21 protein-coding genes, 2 pseudogenes and 1 riboswitch are annotated in these 26,590 nt (G+C 58.6%); of the genes and pseudogenes, 11 read left to right on the top strand and 12 right to left on the bottom strand.

All coding sequences use genetic code 11. The features are described 5' to 3' along the window. Positions 1 to 189 precede the first annotated feature (189 nt). The 7 genes from ACVIYL_RS43210 to ACVIYL_RS43180 are packed head-to-tail and all read left to right on the top strand — an operon-like array spanning position 190 to position 7,828. Positions 190 to 1,911 (top strand): class I tRNA ligase family protein, encoded by a 1,722-nt coding sequence (locus ACVIYL_RS43210; RefSeq protein WP_456781532.1) that lies wholly within the window; start codon positions 190 to 192, stop codon positions 1,909 to 1,911. Beyond that, complete coding sequence (locus ACVIYL_RS43205; RefSeq protein WP_456781531.1) at positions 1,908 to 3,125, top strand: MFS transporter; 1,218 nt, start codon at positions 1,908 to 1,910, stop codon at positions 3,123 to 3,125. The genes ACVIYL_RS43210 and ACVIYL_RS43205 overlap by 4 nt, the downstream gene beginning before the upstream one ends. A gap of 18 nt (positions 3,126 to 3,143) precedes the next feature. Continuing rightward, positions 3,144 to 4,454, top strand: coding sequence for a lysine N(6)-hydroxylase/L-ornithine N(5)-oxygenase family protein (locus tag ACVIYL_RS43200; protein WP_310885106.1), 1,311 nt, complete (start codon positions 3,144 to 3,146; stop codon positions 4,452 to 4,454). 56 nt (positions 4,455 to 4,510) lie between these two features. Continuing rightward, positions 4,511 to 4,852: a cupin domain-containing protein gene (locus tag ACVIYL_RS43195; protein WP_310885105.1), complete on the top strand. Its 342-nt coding sequence runs from the start codon at positions 4,511 to 4,513 to the stop codon at positions 4,850 to 4,852. Continuing rightward, the gene (locus tag ACVIYL_RS43190; protein ID WP_456781530.1) at positions 4,849 to 5,919 is read left to right on the top strand and encodes an NAD(P)/FAD-dependent oxidoreductase; all 1,071 of its coding nucleotides are present in this window, start codon (positions 4,849 to 4,851) and stop codon (positions 5,917 to 5,919) included. Before ACVIYL_RS43195 ends, ACVIYL_RS43190 begins: the two co-directional genes overlap by 4 nt. 29 nt (positions 5,920 to 5,948) lie before the next feature. Continuing rightward, positions 5,949 to 7,097: an alanine racemase gene (gene alr / locus ACVIYL_RS43185; protein WP_310885103.1), complete on the top strand. Its 1,149-nt coding sequence runs from the start codon at positions 5,949 to 5,951 to the stop codon at positions 7,095 to 7,097. A gap of 20 nt (positions 7,098 to 7,117) precedes the next feature. Continuing rightward, positions 7,118 to 7,828, top strand: a complete 711-nt coding sequence (locus ACVIYL_RS43180) for a hypothetical protein (RefSeq protein WP_310885102.1) — start codon at positions 7,118 to 7,120, stop codon at positions 7,826 to 7,828. Between the two features lie 213 nt (positions 7,829 to 8,041). Here the strand turns inward: ACVIYL_RS43180 and ACVIYL_RS43175 are convergent, their stop codons facing one another. The 3 genes and pseudogenes from ACVIYL_RS43175 to ACVIYL_RS43165 form a co-directional block, all read right to left on the bottom strand. Further along, on the bottom strand, positions 8,042 to 8,245 hold the full coding sequence (locus ACVIYL_RS43175) for a hypothetical protein (RefSeq protein ID WP_310883057.1): 204 nt from the start codon (positions 8,243 to 8,245) through the stop codon (positions 8,042 to 8,044). Between the two features lie 46 nt (positions 8,246 to 8,291). After that, a complete protein-coding gene (gene metE, locus ACVIYL_RS43170) occupies positions 8,292 to 10,622 on the bottom strand; it encodes a 5-methyltetrahydropteroyltriglutamate--homocysteine S-methyltransferase (RefSeq protein ID WP_456781529.1) in 2,331 nt (776 codons plus the stop codon). Positions 10,623 to 10,726: 104 nt separating this feature from the next. Beyond that, positions 10,727 to 10,951, bottom strand: a riboswitch (cobalamin riboswitch). Between the two features lie 33 nt (positions 10,952 to 10,984). Next, a pseudogene (locus ACVIYL_RS43165) lies at positions 10,985 to 11,675 on the bottom strand (isocitrate lyase/phosphoenolpyruvate mutase family protein); the annotation flags it as partial. Positions 11,676 to 11,803: 128 nt separating this feature from the next. On the opposite strand from ACVIYL_RS43165, the gene ACVIYL_RS43160 reads away from it, so the two are divergent. From ACVIYL_RS43160 to ACVIYL_RS43150, 3 genes and pseudogenes are all read left to right on the top strand, one after another. Next, positions 11,804 to 11,947, top strand: coding sequence for a hypothetical protein (locus tag ACVIYL_RS43160; protein ID WP_456781528.1), 144 nt, complete (start codon positions 11,804 to 11,806; stop codon positions 11,945 to 11,947). Positions 11,948 to 11,983: 36 nt separating this feature from the next. Further along, a pseudogene (locus ACVIYL_RS43155) lies at positions 11,984 to 12,148 on the top strand (ribonucleotide-diphosphate reductase subunit beta); the annotation flags it as partial. Between the two features lie 259 nt (positions 12,149 to 12,407). Beyond that, entirely contained in the window at positions 12,408 to 12,620 is a 213-nt protein-coding gene (locus tag ACVIYL_RS43150; protein ID WP_456781527.1) for a hypothetical protein, read from the top strand. A gap of 577 nt (positions 12,621 to 13,197) precedes the next feature. Here the strand turns inward: ACVIYL_RS43150 and groL are convergent. Then, positions 13,198 to 14,838: a chaperonin GroEL gene (gene groL / locus ACVIYL_RS43145; RefSeq protein WP_456781526.1), complete on the bottom strand. Its 1,641-nt coding sequence runs from the start codon at positions 14,836 to 14,838 to the stop codon at positions 13,198 to 13,200. 83 nt (positions 14,839 to 14,921) lie between these two features. Beyond that, positions 14,922 to 15,236, bottom strand: a complete 315-nt coding sequence (gene groES / locus ACVIYL_RS43140; RefSeq protein WP_016845959.1) for a co-chaperone GroES — start codon at positions 15,234 to 15,236, stop codon at positions 14,922 to 14,924. A gap of 983 nt (positions 15,237 to 16,219) precedes the next feature. On the opposite strand from groES, the gene ACVIYL_RS43135 reads away from it, so the two are divergent. Then, positions 16,220 to 16,867, top strand: coding sequence for an FkbM family methyltransferase (locus tag ACVIYL_RS43135; RefSeq protein ID WP_456781961.1), 648 nt, complete (start codon positions 16,220 to 16,222; stop codon positions 16,865 to 16,867). Between the two features lie 21 nt (positions 16,868 to 16,888). Here the strand turns inward: ACVIYL_RS43135 and ACVIYL_RS43130 are convergent, their stop codons facing one another. From ACVIYL_RS43130 to ACVIYL_RS43100, 7 genes are all read right to left on the bottom strand, one after another. Continuing rightward, positions 16,889 to 17,155: a hypothetical protein gene (locus tag ACVIYL_RS43130; RefSeq protein WP_456781525.1), complete on the bottom strand. Its 267-nt coding sequence runs from the start codon at positions 17,153 to 17,155 to the stop codon at positions 16,889 to 16,891. Positions 17,156 to 17,876: 721 nt separating this feature from the next. Then, positions 17,877 to 19,238, bottom strand: coding sequence for a condensation domain-containing protein (locus ACVIYL_RS43125; RefSeq protein ID WP_456781524.1), 1,362 nt, complete (start codon positions 19,236 to 19,238; stop codon positions 17,877 to 17,879). Between the two features lie 17 nt (positions 19,239 to 19,255). Continuing rightward, positions 19,256 to 20,503: an MFS transporter gene (locus ACVIYL_RS43120; protein ID WP_310883050.1), complete on the bottom strand. Its 1,248-nt coding sequence runs from the start codon at positions 20,501 to 20,503 to the stop codon at positions 19,256 to 19,258. After that, positions 20,500 to 21,438 carry a sulfotransferase family protein gene (locus ACVIYL_RS43115; RefSeq protein ID WP_456781523.1) on the bottom strand — a complete coding sequence of 313 codons (939 nt, stop codon included), beginning with the start codon at positions 21,436 to 21,438 and terminating at the stop codon, positions 20,500 to 20,502. The genes ACVIYL_RS43120 and ACVIYL_RS43115 overlap by 4 nt, the downstream gene beginning before the upstream one ends. A gap of 29 nt (positions 21,439 to 21,467) precedes the next feature. Continuing rightward, positions 21,468 to 22,778, bottom strand: coding sequence for an aminotransferase class III-fold pyridoxal phosphate-dependent enzyme (locus ACVIYL_RS43110; RefSeq protein ID WP_456781522.1), 1,311 nt, complete (start codon positions 22,776 to 22,778; stop codon positions 21,468 to 21,470). Positions 22,779 to 22,806: 28 nt separating this feature from the next. Next, positions 22,807 to 24,321 carry an FAD-dependent oxidoreductase gene (locus ACVIYL_RS43105; protein ID WP_456781521.1) on the bottom strand — a complete coding sequence of 505 codons (1,515 nt, stop codon included), beginning with the start codon at positions 24,319 to 24,321 and terminating at the stop codon, positions 22,807 to 22,809. A gap of 1,570 nt (positions 24,322 to 25,891) precedes the next feature. Beyond that, positions 25,892 to 26,329, bottom strand: a complete 438-nt coding sequence (locus ACVIYL_RS43100; protein ID WP_456781520.1) for a Crp/Fnr family transcriptional regulator — start codon at positions 26,327 to 26,329, stop codon at positions 25,892 to 25,894. Between the last annotated feature and the right edge of the window lie 261 nt (positions 26,330 to 26,590).

The following is a 26,590-nucleotide window of genomic DNA, read 5'->3' as shown; positions in this document are numbered from 1 at the left end:
CAGAGGCGGGGAGATTATCCTATGTTGCAAGCAGAGGTAGAACGATACATCGAGTATCCAACGAAACAGCGTCGTCTGCTCTAAATCTCAAACAGAACGTTGCACGTCTGGCGTATGGAGCCCAGTTCGAAATACGCAGCCGGACATCCATACCCGTAAGTCGCGTGCGCCTTCCTGTTTCTGGGTGCGATGCTTGGCCACCTGATTGGATGTTTCCAGATATGCACCCATAGAAGTCATTGTGCAGCTATGAAAAGAAGTCCAACGATCTCACGGATAAATTTAGCGAATACGCATCCCGCTAATGTGTATATATCTCCTGTCAACTTGACAGCCAATGGCAGAGCACATTTGGGGCATGCCGCTGGGCCATATCTCAGAATGGACGTTGTGCAGAAGCACCTGAAGAGGGCAGGGCATCATGTCCGTTCTGGGCTGACGACCGACGGTTTCGAGAATCACGTCCTGGTCCGAGCGGCTATTGAGAACATTGACCCGTCCGACCTGGCACATGGCTTCCATATCAGAATCGTTGAGGATCTCGCCTCGTTAGGTATCGTTTTCGATCATTTCGATGATCCGGCGTACGGTAGGAATCTGCAGCGCTTTTCGAATGTCGGTAACGCGCTCATGGGCGCCTTATCTGCGGCGGGCTCGCTACATTTCTCCGCAGCGCGCTTACCAGTGGACGACGCGGGTTCGGCCGCCACGCCACGGGAAGAGCGTTTCTGCATTGGGGGCTGGCTTGGTGCAACCTGTCCGGTTTGCCTGGCATCTGCGGGCAGCTTCTTCTGCGAACAGTGCGGACATCATTTCGAGCCCGAGGAAGCGCTGAATACGGTATCCAGGCGCGGCCGGATTGTCGAATGGTCCGAAAACATTTCCGCCTTCCTTTCAATTTCGGGAAAGGACCGACTTTTACGGGCGTGGGACGACATCGCCGTCGAATCCAGCTTTCTGGAGATAGGGAAACGGTACGTCGCACGCAAAGGACAGCAAATGCGGTTGACCGTACCGGGACTGCACGGGTTGGCTTGGAACTCACGGCATTTCAACAGCCGGCAGATATTATTTAGCTACTCCTCGTTGCTCTACGCTCATTCTCTCTATTGTGGGCATAAGGATACGGAGGGCACCGGCAAGCCCAATCCGTTTGCGCGCGAGTCCGATGCGTTCCTCATTGGCGCTACTGGTCTCGATAACACAATTCCGATGCTTGTCGGAGTTACTGGATGCGCATTGGGCCAGAACTCGTTCCGCCCGTTTGATCGAATATTCTTTAATCATTTTCTTCGGTTGAACGGTTCGAAGTTCTCTACCAGTCGCGGTCACGCGATCTGGGCAGGTGAAATCGCTCGAATTCCAAACATATCCGTCGACGTCCTTAGAGTGTACCTGTCGGAAATCTGCCCGGAAGAAGCCGAAACCGATTTGGTGTCAAAGCAATTGGTCGATCGTTACAACGCAATTCTCGACAAGATGTCTGCGGCCATCGACCGCTGCACGGAGTCCATAAACGCGACATCGGCCCTCGCTGGATGTCAGGTGGATAGTGCGATGATGGTTGCGTTGGATCACCTCTACGAAAAACAGTGCGCCGCGCTTTCGCTTGACTATCTGCGGGTATCGCAAGCGTCGCGGCCGCTTATCGAGTGGGTTGATCATCTTGATGGCACGCCGGACCATCAGGCCGCTTACACTTGGCTTATGGGGTTCAGCATATTGGCTTGGCCGCTGATGCCCAAGATAACAGGAGCCCTATGGAACTGGCTCGGTCACTGCGGGCATCCCGTTGCCGCACGCGCTTCGACGCCTTCATCCCAACGAAGTGGAGCGGCACCTAAGATCGATGGGCGCAGGTTGTCGGTTGGTGACATTGAGCGATGCCTTCCGGGAAAGATTGCAGCATGACACGCGCCGCGAACGTCGTTCCTGCCGAGAAACTGCCCAATGCAGTGCCGCTAGACGTCTCCATCCCTTTCATGCTTGGTAGTGTCAGCTTGGCCGCATCCTATGGCTCGAGCTTCCTTCTCGTGGACGCTCTGCGGTCCATACAACAAAGCGCCACGACCGCCGGAGCCGTTATCTCGACCGGTACGATCACGACAATACTGTGTTCGCTTGTTGCTGGTCGCATCGCGGATTTACTGGGCGTGATGCGAACTATCACTCTCGCCGCGGGGGTGATGGCGATAGCGATGATATGCTTCGCATCAGCATCGACTTTGACGCTCTTCCCTTACATCGGTGGGCTTTTTCTCGGCATTGGATGGTCAGCCTTCTACATCCTGGCGCCGCTTCAAGTCTTGTGTCACGTGCGGGCTGAGGCCCGTATCAAATATCTTACCTTACTTTCCGGATCTCAAATGCTGGGCATCGGGCTTACTGTCCCCCTAGCACGCGCCATTGCGGAAATTGCTGGATCCTACATTGCAGTTTACGCGCGTTTTGCGGCTGCGTGTCTCGTTGGTGCGATGCTTTTGGAGTTCGCCGGTCGAGCACTAGCGCAAGCTCCACAGATCGAAATGCCGACCGTACGACTCACCCTCGAAGGCGTGCTAGGGACCTTTAAATCGAATACGCGCTATCCGATCATCATGATCGGCGTCGGGGCTTGCGTTTTTGCAGGTCTTTCCACATTCCAAACGCTTTACGCGATCACGCGAGCGCAATCTCCCGATACGTTCTTTATAGTCTTCACTCTGACAGCCGTCTTGTTGCGATTTGCAGTTGCGCCGATAATTGGAAAGTTTCGGCTTGAACGCCTGGCCGCGTTTCTTATCGTGTGCACTATCGCGGGGCTGTCCATGCTTTTTATGAACGTAAGTAGTACGGCAATCTACATCATCGGAACAACGATGTTCGCGCTGGGATATGGTCTTAGCTATTCGACATTAAACAGTATGGTCGTTGATATCGCAGGCATGGATGGGACATCGTTGGCCATTGCTTCTCAAGTCTTCACACTCTCCTATTTCATAGGCCTATTTGGATTTCCATACATCGCTGGGCAGATCGTGAAGGCCGGAAGCTTCGATCATCTGCTGATAAGCATGATGGTGCTTATCGTCGCTAATGCAATTCTACTTGCAACTCAAGTGTTCTCGGCCAGCCGAGATCGTTGACTGCCAAGGGATCGTGGGATGCTGAAGCACAGCGACGGTTGTAACGTAATCGCGATCGGTGCAGGACCGGCTAATCTGAGTTTGGCAGCGCTCGCCGCTCCGATTCCGGACATTTCGTTGAGCATCCTCGAAAGCTCAGAAGAGGTGAAGTGGCATCCCGGCCTGCTTTTGGCAGGTGCCGTCATGCAAACCAGCCCGATGAAGGACTTGGTTACACCGGCGGATCCGACGAGCGCGTACAGTTTCCTCGCCTACTTGCATGATAAAAAGCGCCTTTATCAAGCTATCGTGCGGGGACTGGCGTCTGTTAGCCGTAGTGAATTTGAAGACTATTTGCGCTGGGCAGCAGCGAAGCTGGCAAACATTCAATTCGGCGAACACGTGACTGCGGTAGAACTGCGCGGCGAGTCCTTTAGTATCATAACGAGTTGCGGCAATCATCAAACCGGTACGATTGTGCTTGGCGTGGGAAGGGTACCGTCTCTACCTGAGTGGGGCAGGAATGCGCCGCCAAACGAGGTATTTCACGGGAGCTCCCTTCTCGTGCGGCGACGCGAGCTTTCAGGCAAGCGTGTCGTGATCGTAGGTGGCGGCCAAAGCGGGGCTGAAATATTTCTTCATCTTCTCAGCGGTGCATGCGGTCCGTTGGGAGCCCTGACCTGGGTGACGCGCCGCGCAAACATATTCGCGCTTGAGGACAGTCCTTTCGTCAACGAATGGTTCTTTCCGCAACATGGTTATTGGTTCTTTGACCAGAGTGAAGCGGCCCGGAAGCAAATCCTTGAGCGACAATCGTTGGCCAGCGATGGCGTCAACGGCTCGACGCTGCGCGCTATCTACAACGCGTTGTACGATCGCGAGGTTCATAGACGGGCCTATCCGGCGCACGTAGAAATACGCGTGGACACCACGGCTGAAGACTTGCGCGGCGTATCTCCCGTTCGCTTGGACCTGCGTCAGCGGAAGACAGGCACTTGTTCGCAACATGTCGCAGACATTGCCGTCTTGGCCACAGGCTACCGCACCGAAATCCCTTCGTTTCTGGCGCCGATCGCAGACCGGCTCGCGGTCTTGAATGCCCCGGAGGGCTCTCAAGAGATCGTGGTCGACAAGGACTTCTCGGCTCGTTTTGACGGTCCCGCAAAGTGTCGTTTGTACGTCCAGAATGGCGCACGCTTTCAACATGGCATCGCTGACACAAATCTGAGCCTGGTTCCTTGGCGCGCTTCGCTGATCCTCAATTCGATCCTCGGCCGCTTAGCCTACGATTGCGGGCCTGCAACAGGCGTCATCAAGTGGAATAGCGTTGGTTTCGAGGGATCCTGCTGATCGGCGAACCAGTCTGCCGCATGCCACGGCCACCCGATAGTCATTCGGAGTATACCATGAAGAATGCACAGTTGATGGCCCTAGGCGACATGACGGTCTATAGCCCTGGCGTAGTCTTGCAGCAGGTCGAACAAAACGCTGATTCCGAGACCGCTTGTCCCGTCGAACTCATTGAATTCCGACTGGATCCGTTCGCAGTGTCGACGCCTCATTCCCATCCGTCCTGCGAAATATGGCGCATCACGAGCGGCCACGGTCGGGTGATAACTGACGATGGAGAGTTGGCTATCAAGGCGGGCGATCTCGTGTTTCTGCAGCCAGATCGCACCCATCATTTGGAAAATCGCGGCAGCGAAGTTCTGAGCGCTTTGTCTATCGCCTGGGGACGAGACCGATGACCGACAACATTTATGACCTAGCGGTCATTGGCGCCGGCGTCATGGGCCTGAGTGCCGCCGTCATTGCAGCGAACAATAGTCCCGGTGAACGAATCGTCATTTTCGATCGGGAGACCGTTGGGGCGGGTGCCAGTGGGTTTGCCCCCGGAATCCAGATCAACATCGGTCGTAATGAAAAGGAAAGAAGCCTCGTCAACGCTGGTTCGAAGATTTGGCGAGATATCTATCCCCATGGCCAATGGCCCAAAGGTCGAAACTGCGATGTGTTTTGGTTGACGCGTAATCCAGAAGAACTCTCGCGAACGAGCTGTGTGGTCGGAACCACCCCATCAGCTTCTTTCGCGCTCACGGAGAGGCTTTCCTCGCTGCCGCAATTGTCGATTCCCGCCGATATGGCCGTGGCGCTGGATCGGGGGTCTTACTGTCCAGTCGATTCCATCGTTCAGGATCTGGCCCAAAGGCTCAAGGCTGTCGGGATTGCGATATGCGAGGGTACATCCATTGAACGGATACGGCAGGGACCAAGCCATATACTTCTTCAGACCTCTGTTGATGGCGAACTCTCGGCAAGACGGGTCGTTCTGGCAATCGGTCCATGGCTGCCAGAGTCACCGTTGCGCGCGCATCTCGCGGCGGAGCCGCGATTGCGAGTTAAAAAGGTCGTCGCGCTTCACTTGGCGGCGCGCCCCACCGCGAACTGTCCAATGATCGGCTTGTTCGACGATTACGCGTTCCTCGTTCCCATGATCGAGGAGGGATATTGGTTGTTCAGTTTCACCTCGCAAGAGTGGAATGTGAGGCCTGACACCAGCCGGCTGAATGTCAATTCGGATGATCTCGCGCGCGCCACCGCGATCCTGGCAAAATGGTTTTCGCCGGAGATACCCGCGGTGGCGTCAGCGCGTGTGTTTTGCGACTGCTATTCTGATGATGGTGTCCCATTCTCTCGTCCAGCTCAAGACGTCGCCGGTCTGTATGTCATTGGTGGCGGTGCAGGTAACGGGTTTCGCTTTGGGCCCGCGTGCGCGGAAGAGGCAATAAGATCCCTGTATTCTCACCATCGATAGGTCTTCGGCGGGCCCTGATAAGAAGACATATGCCGGATACGATCGGTATCGAAGCAAATCCCTATCATAAGCTTGCTGACGTCGGTTGCGAGACGTCGAGATCGACCATGATTGTTGATCTCAGCGCCATTGAAGCCAACTATCGGAAGTGCCAGGCGCTTGCGCCTCACAGCGCGTGCGGCGCCGTTGTCAAGGCTGATGCCTACGGCCTTGGCGCGGCACGTGTAGCGCCCTTCCTAGCTTACCTCGGCTGCGCGCATTTTTTCGTCACCGATGTGGCGGAAGGTATTGCCCTGCGCGATGTTCTGCCATCATCGGCAAAGATCTATATGCTACACGGCGCTATGCCAGGCACGGAGCTGGCGGCCGAGCAGCACAATTTGTTGCCAATCCTCAATAGCAGGGAACAATTGGAGGCTTGGCTTCGGCATTGCCGACTTCGGAATCGCGCGCTGCCGGCAGGGATTCATGTCGACACAGGCCTGTCTCGGTTGGGATTTCCCATTGATGAGTTGCACACAATCGCCGAGAATAAAGGCGGGCTATCGGAATTGCCTGTAGTGTTGTTCATGAGTCAGCTCGCCTGTGCGGAGTGGCGAAACGAGATCTCTCTGCAACAACTAAATCGGTTCCGCAGACTGTCCCATTTGTTCCCGAATGCGAGTCTTTCTCTATCGAATTCGGCGGGACTATTTGCCGGATGTGAATTTCATTTTGACCTCATAAGATCGGGTGGGGGGATCTTCGGCTTCTCAACGGCCGATGATCCCGATTTCAAGCCAGCACAAGTCGTCCGTTTGCGAACGCAAATCATTCAATGCCGCAAACTCGAGCATGGGGAAGCCATCGGATACCTCAGGTCATACACAGTCAAGAAGCGGATGCGGGTTGCGACGGCCGCTATTGGTTATGCAGATGGATTTCCGCGTACTCTGGGCAATCGAGGTCATGTCTTCATATGTGGTAGTCGTGCGCCTATCGTTGGCTTCGTTTCGATGGATCTTATTACCATTGACGTAACTAATCTGCCCGAGAGTTGGACTCTGCCCGGTACCGTGGTGGACCTCATCTGCCCCGAGCAAACCGTGGGGGATCTGGCATCAGCCGCGAAAATGCTGAGCGACGAATTGACCACAGGGATCGGACAGCGATGCCGCAGGCTTTACGTCTCTTCCTAACGAGATACTATGAGGCGCCGATGAACTCCTCCACGCTCCGATCCCAGCAAGTCAATCGAGCGATCTATCTAGGCGATGAAGGCGTGCGTCTCATGCGTCCGAGCTGCTTCACCGCAGAGGTACGTCAATTCCATCACCGTGAGAGACTATTCTACCTCGATCTCCTAGGTACGACCCGATACGAGTTGATCATAGAAGTAGGTTGTAGTGGCTACCGTCTTATTGGCATCAAGGACGATGACAATGATTATCTTGGCATCGAAATAAACCCACCTCGTGTGCGCCGGTTAAAGAGTAGGAGAGCGGCGGTTATGCGCTGCGAGGCCGGAAAATTCTTCAAAAGAACGCGACTGATCGATGAAATCATGCGCCGGTATGATGAGAAAGTGCTTTGCATACTGCCGTTCAATTTCCTTGGTACGATGGATGCGCCAATGGAATTTCTGACGCTGGTCTGTAAAGCGCCCTTTGATCTAGCTTTGTCGCTCTTTTCGACGAGCGAGACGGCAACGCTGGCTCGCCACGAATATTATGATCTTTGTGGCATTACCGTTCAGGGGGTGGTGCGCACGGATGACTATGTTCGATTAGAGTGCTCCAACGGTTTCCAGGCGTTCGCTTTCGATCCGGTCTTTTTGGTGAACTGCATATCGGCGTATGGCTTCCGCTTGAATGACATAGAATACTATGATGTCTGTAACCTCCTCCATTTCAAAAAAAGAAAATCCTGAAATGAGTGGTCAGCATAATGCCAACCGTGCCCGGAAACAGATGTTAGATCCTCGACGCCAGCCGGATCACTAGAAAGCAAGCAGCAGGGAAGGCCACCGCCATCGCTTCACCTCATGCGACAACGCCAAGGGATACAAGTGATCAAGGTGTGAGGCGACTTTCCGCAAAACGGCGGGTATCGGACTTGCGTCCGGCCGGGTCGGTTACTGACTTCACGAGGCTGACACCCCCGATGTTCCGAGATGGATAGCGAGAATGTCCTCTGGAGTCTCTCGGACCTCGATCGTCTGAGCGCCGCTGCCGACGAACTCCAGGATCGTCTTGTCGCCGTCCCGCCACATCCCGCCCACCAGCGAGAAGTTGACATAATACGGCTTGCCGCTGTCGAAGCGGGTACATCTGATCCAGAAGCGCATCGGCATTCTCCGGTTGGGCGGGCGTCGGCGATCCGCGTTTCCGCGCCTATAACGCCTTGCGCAACTCGCGTGCGGCAGCGACCATGTTGACGAGCGCGGGACGCACTTCCTCCCATCTGCGTGTCTTCAGGCCGCAATCGGGATTGATCCAGAGCTGCGAGTCCGACAAACGTTTTCGGGCCAGCGTGATGAGGTCCCTCATCTCGGTGGTTTCGGGGACGCGTGGAGAGTGGATGTCGTAGACTCCAGGACCGATATCGTTAGGATATTTGAAGCTGGTGAACGCATCGAGCAGTTCCATCTTGGACCGCGACGTCTCGATCGAGATGACGTCGGCGTCCATCGCCGCAATCGCGTCGATGATGGCGTTGAACTCCGAGTAGCACATGTGGGTGTGGATCTGCGTGGCATCGGCAACGCCCGTCGAGCAGATGCGGAAGCTTTCCACGGCCCATTCGAGATAGGTCTTCCACTCGGAATGACGCAGCGGCAGGCCTTCGCGCAAGGCGGCTTCATCGATCTGGATCATGGTCGCTCCGGCCTTTTCGAGGTCGGTAACCTCGTCGCGGATCGCGAGTGCGATCTGGCGGCAGGCTTCGCTGCGCGGCAGGTCGTCGCGAACGAACGACCAGTTCAGGATCGTCACCGGTCCGGTGAGCATCGCCTTCATCGGCTTCTTGGTCAGCGATTGCGAGTAACGCCACCACTCGACCGTCATCGGTTTCGGCCGGGAGACGTCACCGAACAGGATCGGCGGACGAACATAGCGCGAGCCGTAGGACTGCACCCAGCCATACTGGGTGAAGACGAAGCCGGAGAGCTGTTCGCCGAAATACTGCACCATGTCGTTGCGCTCGAACTCGCCATGAACCAGCACGTCGAGCCCGATCTCCTCCTGCCAACGTACGGTGCGGGCAGTCTCCTCCTTGAGGAACTGCTCGTATTGGGCGTTGGTCAGTGTGCCCTTGGCGTGGGCCGCGCGAGCATTGCGGACGTCGGCGGTTTGCGGGAACGAGCCGATAGTCGTCGTTGGGAAGGCAGGCAGGGCAAAGCGTTTGCGCTGGACTTCGGCGCGGCTGGCAAAGGCGCTGGTGCGACGGCGCATCGCGTCGTCGATCGCCGCCATCCCCTTGGCAACGGCCGCGTCGTGGATCTTGGGCGAGGTCTGGCGTGCCTTGGCGGCCTTGTCCGAGGCGGCTAGGGCGTCCGCGACGCTGGCGTCGCCGGCCAGTGCCTTCGCCAGCGTAGAGAGTTCGGCGATCTTCTGCACGGAGAAGGCAAGCCAGCTCTTCACATCCGGGTCGAGACCGGTCTCAAGCTCTAAGTCGATCGGCGTGTGCAGTAGCGAGCAGGACGGAGCGATCTGGACGCGGCCAGCGCCAAGCTTGGCGATGACCGGCTTGTAGCGCTCGACCAGCGCCGACAAATTGGAGCGCCAGACGTTGCGGCCGTCAATGACGCCGAGCGAAATCACGAGATCCTGGCGGGCACCGGATTCGATCTGGCTCAGTTGCTGCGGTGCGCGGATCAAGTCGACGTGCAGACCTGCCACCGGCAGGGCCAACGCGGTCGCGATAGTGTCGCCGATCGCACCGAAGTAAGTGGCGAGCATGATCTTGATGCCCGGTACGCCTTTGGCGAGCCGAGCATAGGCGCGCTGGAGCGCATTCCTCTCGGTCTCGTTGAGATCGAGCACGAGGCAGGGTTCGTCGATCTGGACCCATTCTGCGCCGCGCCTGGCGAGCTCCTGGAGAACCTCGACATAGACCGGCAGCAGGCCGTCGAGCAGCGAGACCGGATCGACCGAGGCATCATGGCTCTTGCCGAGCTTCAGGAAGGTGACAGGGCCGACGAGCACCGGACGGGTCTGATATCCGAGCGCTTTCGCCTCGTCATACTCTTCGATCACCTTGCGGGACGAGAGCTTGAATGTCTGTCTCCTGTGAAATTCCGGGACCATGTAGTGGTAATTGGTGTCGAACCACTTGGTCATTTCCTGCGCTGTCGCGCCGTGGCCATGGTGGGCGTGACTGCAGCTGGCGTCGTGCGCGTCGCCTTGCGAACCGCGCGCCATCGCGAAATAGGTCTTGAGCGAGACTGCTCCGCCCTTCCAGCCATAGGCCTCGGGGATGGCGCCGACCATCACGCTGGTGTCGAGCACGTGGTCGTAAAGCGAAAAATCGTTCGACGGTATAATGGTCGCGCCGAGTGATTTCTGGCGTGCCCAGTTGGCGACACGGAGCGCGGCTGCAGCTTCGAGAAGTTGCTGCTCGCTAATCTTGCCGGCCCAGAAGCTTTCGAGCGCGAGTTTGAGTTCGCGGCGCGGCCCGATGCGGGGCGTGCCGAGTGTTGCAATTGGAACTGAAAGAGAAGTCATAGCTTTAACCCCATGTGGTGGGGGCAAAAGGCCATGGCGGACGCTGGCAGGGCAGCCGCGGATGCGGCAGCTGCTTGGCGTACCACCGGGACACCCCGCCCGTGGACGATTATGTTGTCGGGGCAGGTCTCCTGGCTCGCGGGTCGTCGCCTGCATCCGGCCTTCCCGAAGCTTTCGCTTCAGTGACACTGATGGATGCGGGCTCACCGCTTACAGTTGCGGGGGCAGCGCCGGCATTGCCTCAATCCTGAACGGATGGAAAACGCACCGGCTTCCCTCTTAGCTCCGGATCAAGCGGGACCCGGAGAACCTCGACGTCTCCGATTATCTGCAACGGCGGGCTCTCGTCAACCTATCGTCGATCACTTGCGTTGCGGCATGCCGGACGGAACGATTGTTTGAACGATCGAAGAATCGAGAGCTTCATAGTCGTGTAATCCAATTGCCGCATAGAGTTCCGCGCGCGTCTGCATCCGCTCTACGATCTTGGGCGTGCCACCATCACGTAAAATTGCAGCATACAATTCTGCCTGCGCCTTGTTCGCCACTCGCAATGAGGACACAGGCCAGATCACCATGGCATATCCTATCGCCTCGAACTCGGCGGCGGTGAAGAATGGGGTCTTTCCAAACTCCGTCATGTTCGCGAGAAGCGGCGCGCCGGGCATGCGCGCCGCAAAAGCACGGAACATCTCGGCCGTGTTGAGTGCCTCCGGAAAGATCGCATCGGCCCCGGCCTCCCTATAGGGCTTTTGCCCGGGCTACGGCGCCAGCGAGGCCCTCGCTGGCGGCGGCGTCGGTCCTGGCGATGACCATGAGATCGCGACGCGCTTTTGATGCCGGCGCGACCTTGGCCGCCATGTCATGCGCATCGGCGACTTCTTGTCGTTCAGATGGCCGCATTTCTTGGGCAGGATCTGGTCTTCCAGATGAAGCGCGCCGGCACCGGCATCCTCAAAGACGCGGGTGGCGCGCATCACATTCAGCGCCGCCTCACCGTAGCCGGTGTAGGCATCGACGAGCAGCGGCAGGTCCTGCGGCACGGACGATCTGCGTTTCCTTCCATCCCACGGAGACACTGACCTCCGTCAGCGGTCAGAAAGCGCTTCAAGCGCTTCGGCTCATTAAATCGAATGTTTCGTCGTCAATTCCGATGCCGTGTAAATCAGAGGGGCAATGGCGTGACGATCGAATGTCCGGGCGCAGCCGAGAGCGCCATTTTGCGGGTGTGCGGTATCGTCGACCACAAGCTTCAGTGGTTACAGGATGAGCTTCTCACCGCGATGTCCGGCGACTTCACGGTCGTGAACGAGTTCCTTGGGTGAGACCTGAAGGCGAGAGGGCTGTGGGACGAGGTGATAGTCTCTAATCGCCGCTATGCCCAGATCGGGCTCGCGCCTGTCTTCGCCGACGTTGAGAACGCGTTACCGTGGATGTCGGAGGCGATGGATCTGAAGAAGGAGAAGAACTCCTTCGAGACCGGCGACATCGAATACCAGAACGGTGGCGCGCTCAGCTGGGATTGAGCATCGGGTCACGATGACGACCAGTGCCTTTTCTAGTTGAAATCGCGCTTACGCGCTCAAACGGGCGGGGCGGGATTATAGTTTCGGACCCGCGCATCACTATGAAGATAAGTGGGAACTGGCGCACCCGATACGATTCGAACGTGTGACCTTTACCTTCGGAGGACAAAGCGCCCTGTGCGGCTTTCTTGAGACTGTGTCGTCGAAGTCACCAAAGGGTCTGAGCTTCGGCCTATGTTCACACGGAGCGAGGACTTCCATGTACGATGTCTACCTGAACGAACGGAACGACCTTCTCGTCGTTCCTCGCGGCAATTCCATTCCGATCGATCTCAATAGGAACTGGCGGAAGAAACGTATCGTACGCTCGGTAAGCGAGCAAATCCGCGAAGATGTCCGGGTCTATGGCTACCATCGGCGAAAGCTGCCGCTAAGTCGCTCGATGAAAACCTTTGCTGAAAAGCAGGCTTGATCTACAAACAACGAGTGATGGCAAATTGCAAACGGTCGTAAATTCGCGGCGTTTCATTTCCGGACCGATTGACGCACCGAGGGCTCCGAATCTCCTTCAGAGCGGGCGGCATGGCAAGCGATTGCCTGCCACACGCGGGACGTGACTTTAATCCGAGCGGTTTCTGCGCCTCAGTGGTCCACACGGTATGTCCGTGTCTGAAACCACGTCGCGACGGGTACCAGTTTAGGAACAGCGGGTGTGGAGTCGGGGTCCAGCAGCCGCGTCAAAATCCAGCCGAAGTAATTCTGCAAATCGGATCCGATTTCATCAAGTCATCTGCGGTCCAAAACGTTAGCGATCGCACCTGCCCTACGGCTCTACGGCGCCGATCAACGAGAGGCTTTGCGGGCTAGTTGGCTTCGTTCCGCTCGCAAAACAAAGCGATGCGATGAATAGCGTGTTCGTCCGGAGCGATGGTTAGGCCAAGATCCAGCTCGGTTTCTCAAAAAGGGAACCGTGAGCAAGCTGGGCGGCTCAGTCGAAAACCCTGGCATTGCTGCCAGGGTTCTGCCTGTCGATCCTTTGAGAGGCTGGATCAGAAGTCCATGCCGCCCATGCCGCCGCCCGGAGGCATTGCGGGACCGGGCGCGATCTTTTTCGGCAGCTCGGCAACCATCGCTTCCGTCGTGATCAGCAGCGCGGCAACTGAGGCGGCGTTCTGGACAGCGATGCGCACGACCTTGGTCGGGTCGATGATCCCCTTGGAGACAAGGTTGCTGTACTCGCCAGTCTGCGCGTCGAAGCCGTAAGGGTACTGATCCTTTTCTAGGACCTTACCGACCACGACCGAGCCATCTTCACCGGCGTTGATCGCGATCTGCCGAGCTGGCCAGGACAGCGCCTTGCGCACGATCTCGACGCCGGTCTTCTGGTCGTCGTTCTTGGTGCGCAGGACCTTGAGCTGCTCGGAGGCACGGAGGAGGGCGACGCCGCCACCCGGGAGAATGCCTTCCTCGACAGCCGCGCGGGTCGCATGCATCGCGTCATCAACGCGATCCTTGCGCTCCTTCACCTCGACCTCGGTCGCGCCGCCGACGCGGATCACCGCGACGCCGCCTGCGAGCTTGGCGAGACGCTCCTGCAGCTTCTCACGGTCGTAGTCCGAGGTGGTCTCCTCGATCTGCGCCTTGATCTGGGCAACGCGGGCGTCGATGTCGGCCTTCTTGCCGGCGCCGTTGACGATCGTGGTGTTCTCCTTGTCGATCATCACCTTCTTGGCGCGACCGAGCATCTGCAGCGTGACGTTCTCGAGCTTGACGCCGAGGTCTTCCGAGATGGCCTGGCCGCCGGTCAGGATCGCGATGTCCTGCAGCATGGCCTTGCGGCGATCGCCGAAGCCCGGAGCCTTGACGGCCGCGACCTTCAGGCCGCCGCGCAGGCGGTTGACGACGAGGGTGGCGAGGGCTTCGCCTTCGACGTCCTCGGCGACAATGACCAGCGGCTTGCCGGTCTGCACCACGGCCTCGAGCAGCGGCAGCAGCTCGTTCAGCGAGGAGAGCTTCTTCTCGTTGATCAGGATGTAGGCGTCGTCCATCTCAACGCGCATCTTGTCGGCGTTGGTGACGAAGTAGGGCGAGATGTAGCCGCGGTCGAACTGCATGCCCTCGACGACGTCGAGCTCGGTCTCGAGCGACTTGGCTTCCTCGACCGTGATCACGCCCTCGTTGCCGACCTTCTTCATGGCGTCGGCGAGGAACTTGCCGATCTCGGCATCGCCGTTGGCCGAAATGGTGCCGACCTGGGCGATCTCCTCGTTCGAGGTGACCTTCTTCGAGTTCTTCTGGAGGTCGGCAACGACGGCTTCGACTGCGAGGTCGATACCGCGCTTCAGATCCATCGGGTTCATGCCGGCGGCGACCGACTTGGCGCCTTCGCGCACGATGGCAGCCGCAAGCACGGTCGCGGTAGTGGTGCCGTCGCCGGCGGCGTCCGCCGCCTTGGCAGCGACCTCACGCACCATCTGGGCGCCCATGTTCTCGAACTTCTCCTCGAGCTCCACCTCCTTGGCGACGGCGACGCCGTCCTTGGTGATGCGGGGAGCGCCGAACGACTTCTCGAGCACGACATTGCGGCCCTTCGGACCGAGGGTGACCTGCACGGCATTGGCGAGGATATCGACACCGCGCAACATGCGGTCTCGCGCTTCTACGCCGAACTTGACTTCCTTGGCTGACATAATCGAATTTCCTCAGTTTAGTTCCTCATCCTTCGGCGCGCCCGGCAAGGCGCTCGTCAGGGGCGAGTGGTGGGAGCCCTGGACTAGGCGGCTTTCTTCTTGGAAAACACATCGGTGAGGACGCCCATGATGTCGCTCTCCTTCATGATCAACAGCTCCTGACCATCGACCTTGACCTCGGTGCCCGACCACTTGCCGAACAGCACGCGATCGCCGACCTCGACGTCGATCGGAATCAGCTTGCCGGTCTCGTCACGGCCCCCTGGGCCAACCGCGACGACTTCGCCCTGCGAGGGCTTTTCCTTGGCTGTATCGGGAATGATGATGCCGCCAGCTGTCTTCTCTTCAGCGTCGATGCGCTTGACCACGACGCGGTCGTGAAGCGGACGGAAATTCATGCAGGCCTCCTGAGCATTTGAACGAGTTGACGATGGGCACATTGTGAACAGCCCCATTATTGCAAGAGCCAGGCCAAAGATAAGTGGAGCGATCCGCGCCTGTAGTTCTGCTGAATCCGGCGCTTGGCCTGCGCGCGCGTTCGTCCGGAAGCAAACGCCATCATGTACACAGCTCGCCAAGCTGTTGCGAACCTGACATTTCGTCTTGTCAGAACATCCGAGTTTACCGTCACGCGCATTGGCTAAAAGGCGGATCACAGGAACAGAGGGAGACCTACGGATGGGATGGCAACCGAGTGCCGACGGTCTCTTCGTCTGCAAATTCCTCACGGTGCTTCGTTGTCGCCGCTGCGACCAAAGCCGCTCGTACAAATTTGGCTGAGGGAGCAATTATAAAGCCCCCGCCAAAAGAGAAGGCCTAATCAGGATCGTTATCCTTAGGCCCGCCTGAATGTCACCGCCAATCTGGCAACAGCTCTCAAAATTCACTCACTAACGAGATGGCCCATCTATAGCTGAAGTGCTACTTGGCCCCAACTGAGCACCATCGATAGCCGCACTGAGGTGTTTCGCTATCCGGGACTGTGTGGTTAATTGCGCTGGAGAGGCTCGAGAGTCCTCCAGCGTGAGCAGTGGACCGGGGCATCCAGCCAGCCCACCCTTTATCGACCGCGCAAACAATGCATCGGAAGCAACGATTTAGCTTCACCATCCGCTTTCCCCGTACGTGTTCCGCTTTGCAAAAGAGTTGCCTTTTGAGACCGCTCCCGCGACAGACCTGATGTGGTAGGCAACCGCTGCAGCTCGTATTTGCCGCGGGCTCGTTTGCTGTCGACGTCATTCCTATAGCGCTGATAGATCAATCGGGACTGGACCGCATATGGATTATATACGTTGATATACGTTGTGCCGAAGCGTCTGGCGTGTGATTGCGGATTTGAGGACGAATTCAACCGATCTCCGCGCCAATGGAAAAACAACCCGTGTCGTCTGTAGAAGTACATCAGAACATCATCTCGCTTCTTCAGAAGCCGAATCCGGTCATCTTGGATATCGGCTGCAATGACGGAACCGATACGCAACATTTTCTTAACCTGTGCCCACAAGCTCAGCTTTACTGCTTCGAGCCGGACCCCCGGGCGATCGCGCGCTTCAAGAAAAAGTTGGGCTCATCTGTCGATAAGGTGAAGCTGCTTGAAATCGCGATCAGCGATCGAAACGGGGTGATCGACTTCCATCCAAGCAATGCAGATGGAGATGCAAAAGAGTGGGACCTCTCCGGTTCGATACGCCGGCCGAAAAACCATCTTACCGAGTATGATTGGGTTCGGTTCGATCGGCCATTCTCGGTTGAAACCCGACGGCTGGACGATTGGTGCAGTGACGCCAAGCTGAATACGATCGATTTCATCTGGATGGATGTCCAAGGCGCGGAGGCCGACGTCATCGCGGGCGGCATACAGACCTTGAGTAACACGCGCTTCGTCTACACGGAATATAGCGACAGGGAACTATACGAAGGACAACTGTCGCTGCAAGCCATTCTTGATCTATTGCCGTCATTCGAAGTGGCGGCCCATTATCCCCGCGCAGTGGAAGGTGATGTATTGCTCAGGAATACGCGCTTCTAGCGCATCCAACATACCCGGCCCTCATTCACCCATGGAAGACTTGCCCGGGGTTTCCTGCAGCGTGACGGCCGATCCCCCAGCGAACGGATACAGCAGTCCGGACAGGCGTCCTTTCACGTCTCCAATCGCCATGCGGGCCTTAGCTGGTACACATACGTAGAATCCCTCGATAATTTTTGCGATTGTCTGACAATCATTTACTCGGCGAGCTGGCACGGCCAACGACTCCGAGGCCGGCAGTTCGAGCTTTCTCAGATGCCTGAACCAGCCCTGATAGCCGCCGCTCAAAGCGTTTAATCGTCTGAACTGCTGCTGTATGTTCTGGCCCTCTGGGAAGCCGGTCCACTGCTTCGAACAAATGCCAAAGCAGCTGCATCAGTTCTCGTAGATCCTTAAGATGTGCCACTTCGATTACGCGCTTCGCGTCGCTGTTGTTGTGTCGATGAGAAAGCATGCTGAAGCATTCGTGTTCAGCCCAAGTCAATCGCCAGTGAGGCGGGGCATAGCTGGCTTCGGCGTCCCTTATCGGCTGCAGCTTTGTATTCTCCGATACGTCGCTGGTACAAAGCATCGTCGATGAGCCTCAGCGCCATCACGTGCGAATATAGCTGCATCAGTTCATGATCCCGAAGAATCATTCGGCCTGCCGTGCGGAGGCAAAATCTAACCATTGAACGAAGACCTGCAACGACTGTGCCATCGCTAGTTCGATGCGAATGCTAGCTCGCAGTTGATCGTAATGTTTTGAGTTGTTGTAAACTCGACATGCTGGTAGGCACTTTCTGTTACTGTCCCGAACTAGAATTGTGCCGGCTTGCCACCCGCGAGAAAGCTGCTCGAACCAAAAGATGGAGCGGATAATGGCATGCCTCCCCGCAGGGTGGCGCTCTCGGCATATCCGGTTCGATCGGGTTTCCTAGAGTGTGGCTCGCTTCTGATCACCCAAAGCACGGTTGATCGGCGAGCGTTCTTGGTCAAAAACGCTAAAGCTAACTCTCGACCACCCTTGTCAGTCAATTGAGAGCCGCGGCAGTGAATGAGCGCGGCTGATCAGATGGGCCTGGGCGACGACTTCAGCAAGATAATCGTCCATCGCGCTTCGCGCGGTAGCTGTACCAGGGTGGCGGAAGTTCACACAAATTCCGTCCTGCCAGCGACTGACCCATAGGTATGTCTCGCTAGCATCGGAGCTACGGCTAATCAGAAATCTCGTCCGCCAGTCGGGCCAGCAGTCCGACCCGGGCGCCGTCCGATTGTCCATATAGGATACCATGAAGCGGTCGCGCAATGTGGTGCCGAGCAGCTCCATGGCCTTTGAAAAGGGCACTTGAGCTGTTTTCTTGGCGCGTTTGAGTTCGAGCCGGGCGGCGTGCAGAATTTCCGGCAACGTATCGGCGACCCGGAAGCTCACCGGACTCATCCCGACATACCAGCCAACCGAACGCATCGATCGCAGATCGTACCTGGTGTGAAAGGGCGCAACGGCGTGGAATTGTCGTTGGTTCGCCAGTTTCTTTCCTGCGAGCGCCAGACAGGCGAAAATTCCCGTCACCGCGTTTCCGCCCTGGGACCTGCAGCCGTGATCGAATTGGGATGCCCCAGCCGCATCGAGCAGCCACATTTGTCCGCTGCGCTGCAAGGATCCTTTCGGCGCATCGAACGGTAGCGGAAAGTCCGGCAATTGACCGCCGTTCGCCGCGATCAGCTCGCGCCAGTGGCCGATAGCGGGATGGTCATCGGTCAGGTCGGTCAGTCGCTCTCGTTCGGCCTCGGCGTGATCCAGATAGCTGTGCACCGCTGCCAGTTGGGGTTCCACTCGATGGATTGCGGCTGTGTACAGCTCGCGGATCTCATATGGTACAAGGGCCATCGAGTAGGCATCGCTGACAGAGTGGTCGGAGGCGAGCAGGAGGCTCGTGGATGTCGGCCGGCTGATCGTCACGAAGACATACGCCGGCCATCGCAGCGGGTTGGTCTCCACGTCAAACAGCGTTTCCAGGAGCTGAGCAATTTCGCCGCCATCGGTGCAGTCACCTGCCACGGTTTTCTCAAGCGCTACCGCGCCTGGATCAATCGTGGCGCGATGAATTGCCGATCCATCCTTGGCCAAGCGGCTGCGTAATACCTCGTGCCGGTCGACCCAGCCGAGGATCGCTTTGGTCAGCGCAGCGGCGTTGAACTCGCCTGGCAACTCGAATGCGGCGCCGAGCCAGCCCCGTCGTCCATCGTCTGCAGAGCGAAGATGTTCCTCTTGAACGTAGGACGGGCGGCGCGGGTCAGCCCGCCAGTTGATGGGATCGGGGACGTTGACTCGCCACACCATGAGCCGGCCCGGCCGCCGATCAAGATCGACAAATTCTTTGATGTCCATGAGCGGGTCCGTCGCGGTCACAGACGCAAGCTGCGCGCCTGGCGCAGCGGCGACCGCCAAATCCACACTATCGAGGCCGTGCCAAGCACGCTGCTCGCGAGCAACGTGGTACGCAGGCTCGTTGCAGCAGCGGCCGCGCCGCCGACCAGCGCACCCAATGAGGCCAGTCCCCACACCACGCTGCGGATGCTCGCATTGACGCGGCCTTGTAAGTGCTGCGGGACCAACGCATATCGAATCGGAACCTGCTGCACGTTGTAGATCCCTTGGCCGATCCACAGCATGAACTGGGAGAGCGTCACGCATGCCACTGCGGCCCACCAGGGTTGGGTGAGCAGGGCCGTCAAGCTCATTCCGCCGGCGCTCACCGCCAAACCGATCATTAAAGTTGGGCCGAGGCCGATTGCCCGACCCGCCCGCGGTGAACTAGCCGCGCCGACCACACCGCCAAGCGCGCCGATGCCGAGCACCATGCCGACGACCCGGCTCTCAAATCCAAGATCCTTGGTCAGATGCAGCAGAAACGCCGCAGAATACGCGTTGTGCCAAAAGATGAATGTGCCGCTGGCCAACGTGACTGCCCTCAGAATCGGATTGCCGAACACGCTCGCCAGCCCCTCGGCCACTTGGCCGAGCACCGCGCTCGACTCGGCCCCTGAGCACCCAGCGTTACGCATGGGCACCAGAGACAGCAACGCGGCGGCGAGCAGAAACGAAACCGAATCCGCCAGTATTGCGGTCGGGGCTGAGAATTCGTTGATGAGCCAACCGGCCAGGAACGGACCTACCGCCATCGCGCCCGCTTGGCTGAGCTCCAATGAACTCTGCGCCCGAACCAGCTGTGATCGGTCTAGGACGGTGGGTATGCACGCCAGATAAGCCACGTCAGCGATCACTGCGGCGACCCCAACCAGCATGCTTGTCGTGTACAACTGAACCAGTCCAAGGTGTCCAAGGCTGGCGGACAAGGGAATTGTGGCCAGCGTTGCCGCCATCACCAGATTGGCGGTCAAAAGGATCCGTCGATGCGGGAGGCGGTCCACGATGACCCCGGCGAACAGACTGACCACCAGGTACGGCGCCCGACCGCAGGCCAGCAGCAGCCCCGTTTGCGCTGGACCCGCATCCAGCAACGTGATTGCGGTGAGCGGCAGCGCTAGCAAGGTTACATTGGAGCCCAGCAGCGAAATGGTCTGGCCGACGAGAAGCGCAAGATAGCTTCGCGGCAGTCCGCCAGGCGCGGCGGAACAGCGCGGGCGGCTCACGCGTCGCCAGGCAGGCTGGGAACCGACAGATACCCCAGTCGGCTCAGCTCACTTTCGGCGATCTGCTCGAACTCCTCGATCTCGGCTCGCGTCAGATCTCGGACGTATCGACCGATGCTGCCTCGGTGCAGCGGCTTTCCCGCAGCCTCGGCCGCCGGATGGCCGTGCGGTTGTTCGAACAATACGTGCTCGTATTCGGCGTGACGCAGCACGGCCTCGTCCCAAGGCAAGCCAAGGTGATCCAGGATTCGGGCCAGAGTGGGACGGGGACTGCTTACAAGATCCTCGTAACGCACCTCGAGATAACGGCCAGGCGGCGCTATTCGATGCGGCCGAGATACCACTTCAAGCCAACCGCGCGCGGCGTCGGCAACAGTTCGGTGCCCCCAATCAGGAACGGTTTTCAAATGGGAGGCCGCAACGTCGCGGCCGTCCCGCACGATATGCACGAAATGTGCGCGCGGCCACAGCCGGGCGAAGTCGTCGGTCCGGGTGATCTTGCGCTGCAGTTTCAAGCCCCAGCGCTGGGCCCCGCTACGTGCTCGGCGCAACTCGCCGATCTCGTTGATAAGGCGGCATCGGGCGGCGAACGAAACAATGTCCTCGCCCATCTCGACCATCACCTTGCTGACCAACCCACGTATATCATCGAAGTCGAGGCCGAACCGGCGGCACTGGACCACAAAATGCGCCCCGTCATACCAGAACGGATCGACCGTGGTTTTGGTCATGCCCGCGACCCGGGAATCGCCGGCCGCCAGCAGGTCGATCGCGCGCAGGATGTGCGGACCGAGATCGGGCGGTTCGAGGAAGTCGATCTCTGGCCCGGCTACCAGATCCAGATGCGAATCCAGCACGATGCTTAGCAATGTGGTGCCCGAGCGGTTCTCGCCGCCGAGCAGCACCGGAGACGTGGAAAATGTAGGCAGCGGCATGGCCGTGTTCTCTGTTGGAAAACGCGCGCTCATCCGCAGACGGGTGCGATGAACCAGCGCCGAACGGCCCCCGGAGTGGCCACGAAATGATCCCTGGCGAACCGTACAGCGGCTGCGACTGGATCCGGGTCGCCACCGGTGCTCTCCATGCGGGACAGCGCCGCCGGCAGGGCCTCTCCAGCAGCTTCGATGGCCGCCTGCACATCGGCGTCGGATACCGCCGCCGATGGCATGAAGCGGCCGCCATACTGCATGAGAAAACCCCGCGCCCACATCTCCTGGAAGAAGGCGTGGCCAAGTTCGGCGTTGGCAAATACGACATCGAACATAGTCGGCCAGGCGAACGCCCATGCCGCGACCTGCTGTCTGGCGAAGACCTCGTTGAGCCCGTTGATCAGTTGCACGCCGACCTCGCGCATCCGAGCCAGCAAGGTCCCGTCGCGCAGCGCGCGCAGGGTGCTAAGTGCGGCCGCGAACGGCGTAACCTCTCGCTGGTAGGTGTTGCCCATGTATGTCTTCTCGGCGGCCGCGAGCACGTCCGCGCGACCCGCGACAGCGGACAGAGCCATTCCATTGGCCAGTCCCTTGCTTAGCGTGATCAAATCGGGCGTGAGGCCGACCGCCATGTGGTAGCCGCCAATGCCGTAGCGGAATCCGGTCATCACCTCGTCAAGGATGAGCAAGGCGCCGTGCCGATGCACCAACCTCTGTAGTTCCTGATGGTATTCGGGCGGGAAGAAGTTGACCTCGGGGGTGATGATCACCGCGGCGACACGCTGGACACTTGCCAGTTCGTCGAGCAAGTCCAGGTTGTAGCGGAAATCCACGCTGTCCCGGTCCCGATTGGGTAGCCCCATCTCCGGTCTGTCCTGCAACTGCCAATCGTGCCAGCCATGATATCCGCTGGTAAGCACGTGGTTCAGCCCTGTGAATGCGCGGGCAAGGCGGACGGCGGCGGTGGTTGCACACGACCCGGTGCGGAAGAACATCGAGCGCTCCGCGACGGGAAAGATCTCCGCCAACCGTTCGGCCAGTTCGACCCGCTGCACGGACAGCGGTCCGGGCAATATGCCGCCGGTACGGCGCATCTCGGTGGCTGCGTGCGCGACGACCGGCTCGTATCCGGCTCCGAGCGGCGCGGCACCACTACAGGAAGTGAAATCGATGTATTGCCTTCCATTGATGTCCCATGCATGCGCACCCGAAGCGCGCGTCATTACGACCGGAAAACGCCTGTTGAGATCCCATTTCTCTGACGCGGTGACACGCAACGCGCGGCGTAGTGCTGATCTGTGCGCGTCGGTCGCGGCCGCGGTGGCAGTCGGCGTGACGTTGGACATGAGCCGTCTCCGTTTGATAATCATGCCCTTAGGTGAGCTGCGTGACTATTCTTCGAGCGATCCGCAGCGCGTTCGCCTGAATGGTGAATGTCGGATTGACGCCTCCCGAATAGGGAAAGAAGCCGCCATCCGCGACATAGAGATTGTCGATGTCATGCACCCGGCCCCAGCGGTCGACCACGGATTGGGTCGGGTCGACGCCGGCACGGCAGCCGCCATGCAGGTGACCGCTGCCGAACTGATAATTGGAATCTTGGTAATCGACTTGTTTTACCCCAGCCTCGGCCAGCAAGTTCGACGCATGCCGGGACAAGTAGCCTAGTCGGCGCTTGTCGAGGGGATGGGTCCGGTAATCGAGAATGATCTTGGGCAAACCCAGCCTGTCCCGGCTGGTGGCCAGCCGGACCGCGTTGTTGCGCATGGGCTGATCGGCCGCCAAAAAATGCAGCCGTAGCCTTATCCCTCCGTCGGAATCCGTGCGTTCAGGCGGACTTGCTTCGTAGATCATTCCGCCGAGCCCCGAAGGCGCCTCGTCGTCCAGGTAGTGATCGGACACCGCGACAGTGGAGAAGGGGCGGCCGGGCTGGGACGCGATCGGCGGATTTATTGTGGTCCTACCGGACACGTAGCCGCTGATCTTAAACGAGATGCCACTGCCGACCATGCCAGATGCGTTGCCGATGCCGTTGGGCGCCGCCGGCTGCGCCGACCGTAGGAGCAGGGCGGCAGACTGCACTGCGTTGCCCGCGAGTACCACGCAGCGGGCGCGGACCCGAGAGCGTTGTCGGTTGAGAGTGTCCACCCATTCCACCGAGTCGGCTCGACTGACGCTGCCGAGATCGATGCGGACGGCCTTGCTGCCGGGTGCAATCGTCAGCGCGTCCAGCGGCAGGGCGATACCCGTGAACGGCGAGCGTGCGTCGGCCCTCGCGCCGCTCGGGCACAGATGTTCGTTGCATGGTCCCTCGCAGCGACAGGCTGGCCGGCCGCGATATGGGATCGAGTTGATTGCCAATGGAGTGGGGAACGGCAGCCGGCCCAGGCGTGCCCCGGCATCGGCAATCAACTGGCCCTGCACGCTGTACTGGTGCGGTGGCAGAACGGGAGGATCGCTCGGCGGCTCGAGCGGGTCCGCTCCGGCCAGGCGGGCCACTCCCACGCGCCGTTCCAACTCTTCATAGAATGGGCGTAGTTCGGTGTAGTCGATCGGCCAGCTCGGGTCGAGCGCGTCCCCGGCCACATGCGCTCGTGCGTCAAAATCGATGGCGCGACAGCGGAAGGCTATTCCGGCATATAAAGTCATTCCGCCGCCGAGCGCGCAGACGGTCCACGGACGCCCGAACGGCGTCAACGTCCCTGCCGCAGACTGTACCAGGGCGCTATCCATGCCATTTTGGACGCTCGCCAGCGAAGCGCCGGGAGGAAGTGTTCGACCTTCCTCAAGAAGGAGTACTCGCAATCCGCGTTGCGCGATCTCGTGAGCGACCGTCGAGCCGCTGGCGCCACTCCCGATTACGCATACATCAACAATATCGGCCGTCATTTTCCTATCTTCTGGCAAGAAATATCGCCGATGCGCAATCGCGCCGTATTCATTAGAGAGGAGGTGCCATCAAACAAGTCTCATCGCGAGTTGAACGCGCGGCTGATCCATGCGATCGCCCCGGATTATCCGGTTTGGCTTCGCTCGTTTGCCAAGGATCATCGCCGTGAGATCGTACAATGTGACGCCGCGTGCGATTCAAGCCCTTCAAGGCCATCAACGGCATGAATATGAGCAAGCGGCTTTTCCGGAATGCAATTCTAACATATACTTTCGTGATCGAGAAGGCGCTCGCAAGTTCCGCTTCGAGACGTCATGCGGGGAGTATTTTGAGACCGCACTCGCTAGAGTGCGTCGATCGGTCACTACTCTAGTTTATCATTGTACGAATTGTACGCGGTTTGATCGCGAGAGACTCAGCCAGTCTGATGGACCCACCAGAAATTCAATTCTTTCACAACCCTACGCAATCATCAGATGCTGGCTAGAGCGACTCAAGCTGCGCCCTTCATGGACGACAAAAAAGGCCCGGCCTGATCGATGGCCGGGCGTGAGTCAGTCTGGGGGAGCGAGGCTGCTAAGCATCGCGCCAACTTCCGTCGACAGAGGGAGGACTGTCGGCGGTATTTGCGGCAAGGCTTTTACCGCAAATTCAAACAGCGAAAGGATCAATGTCAGACAAATCTGGTGTCGATTGTGCTCCTTTGCGTAATCTCATAGACGATGATCGGAACAGTGGCACTGCTCTCTGCTGTACACATACCGACTGCATCGGCGTCATCGTCTCATCATGGCAGCTCGGGTATCCTCGTTAGCTGCTCTGAGATGGTACAACGTGACGCCGCGTGCGATTCAAGCTCTTTGAGCTGACCCGCATACAATTTCAAGCTGACCGACTTTCACAAGCAGCTAAGTGGTCCGAGAGGGGTAGACGTACGTGTTGCATTCGCTTTTTTTGATGGTCGTGCACCGCACCGCGATCCAGGCGTCGTTGCGCGCATGTTTTCCATGTGAGCTCATGCCTGTTGGCCTTTCCAGAAGCTGACGTGTTTTCTGATTGCCGGCCGAGAACCTTCAGCGCACCATTTGAGCGTCTTGTTAGCCAGCCGAATGACACGGTCGGCGTCGACGATCTCAAATGCGCGATGATCATTCTACCAACACCGGACTGATTGGTCCGGGCGCAACAGGTTTGGTGCCCGATCTGAGCATCCTTGCCGGGGAGTTGCGGGGCGCGGCTCATTCGGCGGGCACATCACAGCCAAACGCCTGAGCTGTGCGGGCAACATGGAAATCATTCTCCTGTGGCCCGCGAGCTCCTCAACGATTGAGGACGACAGATTTTCTGGAGCTTGCTGGGCGCTCCTCGAATCCGATCGACGACACCCGTGCGCTGCGGCAAGATCGCGGCGGGGCGCTGGCCGGGCGGGCGAGTTGCCCTGGACTTCGCCCACGAGCAATGCATTCGCCCCAAAGCCAATTCAACCGGCGCTCGACCTTGCCTGTCGAATGGCGAACAGCGCCTGAGATGTTTAGACACAGCTGTGCAGGCAGCAACGGCCGAAGCAATTCAGCGCATCAGGTAGGAGGGGCGGTATTCTGCAAGCGACTCGAGCCGATCTCGCTGAAGAAGATCAACAGCATGTCCGTTCCATTCAATTAGCTTCCTGCGCCTAAGCTCCTGGATTGTCCGATTCACGTGCACCTTCGAAAGTCCGCATGCATCGGCGATGTCTTGCTGCGTGAATGGAACATGGAAGCGACCATTGTCCAAAAGCCCGACGAGCTCAAGCCGCGCGGCGATCTCGCAAAGAAGATGAGCAAGCCGGGGCAGCGCTTCCCGGGAGCCAAGATTTTCGATCAATTCGCGATAGATCGCTGTGTGAATCAACGTCTCGCGCCAAAACGCATGGGTGAGCGCAGCGGACTTTGCGAGGATATCCCTGAGGTAGGAGTGGGGCATAAGTGCAATGATGCTCGTGCCGATCCTGCAGAGATCGCGATCCATTCTGCACGGTTCCCCTTGATGTTCAACGTCTCTTCTCTCCTATTCGAGCTCTACGCGATGTCCAGGGGGATGCGGGATAACGACAAACGTACCGGACGACGACCTTCTGGCTATCCCGTAAAACTCGACGATAAGCCGCTTACTTCTTACTTCTGCAGAACGACGAAGCGTAGCGCGCGATCGCGTGGACCGCCGGGCTGCGGTACCCTCCAACCGAGCGTTAAGGCTCACGAGCGCGTAGCCGACCTCGGCTCGATACGA

The organism is Bradyrhizobium sp. USDA 3315, from assembly GCF_054056795.1.
The sequence above is the reverse complement of the archived record's forward strand: the minus strand, read 5'-3'. Positions and strand labels throughout refer to the sequence as shown.